The 4,830-nt window shown below is 73.7% G+C and carries 6 protein-coding genes; 4 read left to right on the top strand and 2 right to left on the bottom strand.

Features of this window, described 5'->3' with window-relative positions; translation table 11 throughout:
• Positions 1-210: 210 nt before the first annotated feature.
• Entirely contained in the window at positions 211-624 is a 414-nt protein-coding gene (locus ACXJKQ_RS27360; RefSeq protein ID WP_457108813.1) for a DUF4864 domain-containing protein, read from the bottom strand.
• 422 nt (positions 625-1,046) lie between these two features.
• On the opposite strand from ACXJKQ_RS27360, the gene rutA reads away from it, so the two are divergent.
• The 4 genes from rutA to rutD all read left to right on the top strand — a co-directional run bounded on the left by rutA (position 1,047) and on the right by rutD (position 4,189).
• Positions 1,047-2,138, top strand: a complete 1,092-nt coding sequence (gene rutA / locus ACXJKQ_RS27365; RefSeq protein ID WP_457108818.1) for a pyrimidine utilization protein A — start codon at positions 1,047-1,049, stop codon at positions 2,136-2,138.
• Positions 2,138-2,884, top strand: a complete 747-nt coding sequence (gene rutB, locus ACXJKQ_RS27370; RefSeq protein WP_457108814.1) for a pyrimidine utilization protein B — start codon at positions 2,138-2,140, stop codon at positions 2,882-2,884. Before rutA ends, rutB begins: the two co-directional genes overlap by 1 nt.
• Before the next feature lie 118 nt (positions 2,885-3,002).
• Positions 3,003-3,392 (top strand): pyrimidine utilization protein C, encoded by a 390-nt coding sequence (gene rutC / locus ACXJKQ_RS27375; RefSeq protein ID WP_457108815.1) that lies wholly within the window; start codon positions 3,003-3,005, stop codon positions 3,390-3,392.
• Entirely contained in the window at positions 3,389-4,189 is an 801-nt protein-coding gene (rutD, locus tag ACXJKQ_RS27380) for a pyrimidine utilization protein D (protein ID WP_457108816.1), read from the top strand. The genes rutC and rutD overlap by 4 nt, the downstream gene beginning before the upstream one ends.
• A gap of 31 nt (positions 4,190-4,220) precedes the next feature.
• On the opposite strand, the gene ACXJKQ_RS27385 is transcribed toward rutD, so the two are convergent.
• On the bottom strand, positions 4,221-4,830 hold a 610-nt coding region (locus ACXJKQ_RS27385), incomplete at its 5' end, for a hypothetical protein (protein WP_457108817.1).

Raw genomic sequence — 4,830 nt, forward strand, 5'->3', positions numbered from 1 at the left:
GCCCCGGCCCCGACGGCCCCCCCCCGCCGCCGCCGCCGCGGGCCGCCCACATCGTGCTGGAGCGCGGCGACGCGCGCGTCGACGTGACCTGCGCGGCCGACGACGCGACGAAGGCCTGCGCCGATATCACCCTGCAGATGCTCGACCGGCTCGCCACGTTCCGGCCCTGAGCCCGACAGGTCCCGCGCCCGCCGCGACGGCTGGCGCCCCTCAGGCACTCGTGCCCGGCGCCTTGATCAGGCGGCATCCGGTGATCCGCCACTGCCCGTCCGCGTCCCGGGCGAGGGTGTACTCGGCGGTCCAGTCGACGCCGTACTCGTCCTGGATCGCCACCGACTGGACCACGGCCGCCCCGTCCGCGTCCCGCGCCTCGCCGAACACGAAGCTGCGGTGGCGGTAGACCGGGCGGTACTGGTTGCGGACCATGCCGATGAACAGATCGGCGTTCGGGAACAGCTCCCGGATCGCCGGGGCGGCCTGCTCGTAGGCGGTCTGCGCGTCGTCGCGGCCGAGCGCCTGCTCCTGCTTGGCGATCACCGCCCGGGCCGCGGCGCGTCCCGCCTCGTCGGCCGCCGCCGGTCCCGCGAGGCCGAGGACGAGAAGGAGGGTGAACCACGCGCGCATCGCTGTCACTCCGGCAGGATCGAACCGACATTCATCGTCGGCCCCTGGACATGGTCCCCGGTTCGGCGGCGGCAATCGGCGCGCGACATCCCGGCAGGGGTACCGCATGCGCACCGCTCGCGCCGGCCCGGCGCATGGGTTCGGGCCTCGCATTCGGGAGCGCGCACGCGTTGGGCAGGCATCGCGTTCCGGTTGTGCAAGTCGCTGGAAAGATGGGCATTTCCGCACCGCCCCGGTGCCGCGGGTTTGACCCCCCACCCGTGTTTTGCGAGCCTCCGGGCGCCGAGTCGGGTCCGGGGGGAACCGGTCGGGCGGAGGGCGGGACGATGATGCAGAGCCACGCGGACGCGACCACCGCTGCCGAAGGGGTCCCGGCGGACGGCGTGCCGGCCGAAGGGATGCCGGGCGAAGGGATGCCGGGGATGAGCGTCGGGGTGTTCATCCCGATCGGCAACAACGGCTGGCTCCTGTCGGAGAACGCCCCGCAGTACCGCCCGAGCTTCGCACTCAACAAGCAGATCACCCTGAAGGCGGAAGCGCTCGGGTTCGACTTCGCCCTGTCGATGATCAAGCTGCGCGGCTTCGGCGGCAAGACCGAGTTCTGGGACCACAACCTCGAATCCTTCACCCTGATGGCCGGGCTCGCGGCCGTCACCACCCGGATCAAGCTGTTCGCCACCGCGGCGACCCTGTGCCTGCCACCGGCGCTCGTCGCCCGCATGGCCGCGACCATCGACTCGATCTCCGACGGACGCTTCGGCGTGAACCTCGTCACCGGCTGGCAGAAGCCGGAATACGACCAGATGGGCCTGTGGCCCGGGGACGCCTATTTCGCGCAGCGGTACGACTACTTGGCCGAGTATGCTCAGATCCTGCGCGACCTGTGGGAGACCGGCGTCAGCGACCGCAAGGGCACGTTCTTCCAGATGAACGATTGCCGCCTGAGCCCCCGGCCGCAGGCCCCGATGAAGATCATCTGCGCCGGCCAGAGCGGCGCCGGGCTGGCCTTCACGGCCCGGTATGCCGACTACAATTTCTGCCTCGGCAAGGGGGTCAACACCCCCACCGCCTTCGCGCCGGTGGTGGAGACGCTGGCGGAGGCCCGCGCGAAGACCGGGCGGCGCGTGACCTGCTACGCGCTGTTCATGATCATCGCCGACGAGACCGACGCCGCCGCCCTGGCCACCTGGGAGCATTACCGGGCGGGCGCCGACGCCGAGGCGATCGCGTGGCTCGGCCTCCAGGGCGCGGCCGACACCAAGTCCGGCGGCGACACCAACGTGCGCCAGCTCGCCGACCCGGCCTCGGCGGTGAACCTCAACATGGGCACCCTGGTGGGCAGCTACGCCAGCGTGGCCGCGATGCTCGACGCGATCGGGGCGATCACGGGGGTGGAGGGCGTGCTGCTGGTGTTCGACGACTTCCTCAAGGGTCTCGACGCCTTCGGGACGCGGATCCAGCCCCTGATGCGCACGCGCCGGCACGTCACGGCCCCCCTCGCCGAGGTCGCCTGATGGACGCTCCCGCGGGTTTTCGCGATCCCCACGGCCGCCACGGCGACGTCGTCCTGACCGCCCGGCCCGAGCCGATCGCCCTCGACCCGGCCACGACGGTGCTGATCGTCGTGGACGTCCAGAACGCCTATGCGAGCCCGGGCGGCTACCTCGACCGGGCGGGCTTCGACGTGTCGGGCACCGGCCCGGTGATCGCCCGCATCGCCCGGGCGGTGGCGGCGGCCCGGGCGGCCGGCATCCGTGTGCTGTGGTTCCAGAACGGCTGGGACCCGGATTACGTCGAGGCCGGCGGCCCGGGTTCGCCGAACTGGCACAAGTCCAACGCCCTCAAGACCATGCGCCGGCATCCCGAGATGAACGCGCAGCTCCTCGCCAAGGGCTCCTGGGACTACGCCCTGGTGGAGGCCCTGACGCCGGAGCCCGGCGACATCGTCATGGGCAAGCCGCGCTACAGCGGCTTCTACAACACCCCCCTCGACAGCACCCTGCGCGCCCGGGGCGTCACCACGCTGGTGTTCACCGGCATCGCCACCAACGTCTGCGTGGAATCGACCCTGCGCGACGGGTTCCACCGGGAGTATTTCGGCATCGTTCTGGCTGACGCCACGCACCAGGCCGGGCCGGAGAGCCTGCAGCACGCGGCGCTCGCCAACATCGAGACCTTCTTCGGCTGGGTCTCGGACGTGGCGGCATTCGAGACGGCCCTCGGCGCGGGTCCGCACGCCGCGGTTGACCTGGCCGAATAAGTGCATCGCGCCGCCTGTCGGTCACCGACAGGGTGCACGAACGCCGCCGCCCCGCGGCGGCCTCCCGCGCGGCCTGTCCCGGTCCGGCCGACAGGTCGAACGCGGGAGCCGCACGGGAATGCCGAAGCAGGTCATCATACCGCCGGGGACCGGCAAGCCGCTGGCCCCCTACGTGCCGGGCACCCTGGCCGACGGGGTCCTGTACGTCTCGGGCACGCTGCCCCTGGATGCGGACGCCAACGTGGTCCATGCCGGCGACGCGGGCGCCCAGGCCCGCCACGTGCTGGAGACCATCAAGGGCGTGGTCGAGGCCGCGGGCGGCACGATGGACGACGTCACCTTCAACCACGTCTTCCTGAAGGACTGGGCCGACTACCCGGCGATCAACGCCGTCTATGCGGCGTTCTTCCCCGGCGAGAAGCCGGCGCGCTACTGCATCCAGTGCGGCCTCGTGAAACCCGACGCCCTCGTAGAGATCGCGTCCGTCGCCCATATCGGCCGCCGATGACCCGGCCTGCGGCGGGGGCGGCCCCGCTCCATCACGCGGTGGCGGGCGCGGCGGACGGGCGCCCGGTGCTGCTGTCTCCGGGGCTCGGCGGCGCGGCGGGCTACTTCGCGCCGCAGATGGCGGCCCTGACCGGGCGGTTCCGGGTCGTTACCTACGACCATCGCGGCACCGGGCGATCGCCCGGCCGGCTCGCGCCGGACCATGACATCCCGGCCATGGCGCGGGACGCGCTCGGGGTTCTGGACGCCGCCGGAATCGACCGGGCCGACGTGGTCGGCCACGCGCTCGGCGGCCTGATCGCCCTCCAGATGGCGCTGACCGCCCCCGCGCGAGTCGGACGGATCGTGGTGATCAACGGCTGGGACGCGCTGGACCCGGCCACGCGCCGCTGCTTCGCGGCCCGCCGGGCGATCCTGGCCGGGGGCGGTCCGGAAGCCTTCGTGCGGGCTCAGGCGCTCTTCCTGTACCCGGCGCCCTGGCTCTCGGCCGAGGCCGAGCGGGTCGCGGCCGACGAGGCGCACGCCCTGGCGCACTTCCCCGGGGCCGAGACGGTGCTCACGCGCATCGGCGCCCTGGAGCGCTTCACGGTGGCGGACCGCCTCGGAGCGATCGATCACGAGACCCTGGTGATGGCCGCCCGGGACGACGTGCTGGTGCCCTATACGCGGTCCGAGCGCTTGGCGGCGGCGCTGCCCAACGCCCGCCTCGCCCTTGCCCCCGAGGGGGGCCACGCCCACAGCGTGACCCGGCCCGAGGCCTTCAACCGGGCGCTTCTGGACTTCCTCGGCCGGGACTGACGCCCGGATCGGGACGATGCCGGCGCGCGCCTCACGGCCGCAACGCCGCGAGGGGCAGCGCGACCGCGTCGATCGCGGCCGCCAGGACGGGGAGCAGGGCCGGCCAGCGCAGGGATGCCGCGGTGCCGACCCGCCCCCGGGCGAAGGCCAGCACCAGCATCGGCCCCAGCGGCAGCACGGCATGGAGGTCCAGCCCGTCGAGGCGGCCCGCGGCTCCGGGCGGGGCGAGGGCCTGCGCCAGGACCGTGAGCCACAGGCCGAGCAGCGCGCTCCCCGCAAGCCACAGCCGCTCCGCACGGGGGGGCAGGGGGCCGCGCCGCAGGGCGACCAGCGGCACCAGCAGGCACACGGTCCAGAGCCCGTCGAGGAGCCCGTGCAGCGGGACGGGCGCGGCGGGGGCGGGTCCGCCCCCCGCCCCGGCGCCGAGGTGCATCCCGAGGGCGGGCAGGAGCGCCAGGCCGGCAAGCGGCAGCCGCGCCCGGCAGAAGCGGGCGAACCGGCCCCTCGGCGGGAACGGCACCAGAAGCATCCCGGCGACCGGCGCGCAGGCCGGTCGCGCCAGCACGATCAGGGCGATCGCCAGCSCCGCCCCCGCGCGGCGCGGTCGCCGGCCGCGCCCCGTCAGGGGCCGGGGCGTGAGC

Source organism: Methylobacterium sp. P5_C11 (assembly GCF_054049775.1).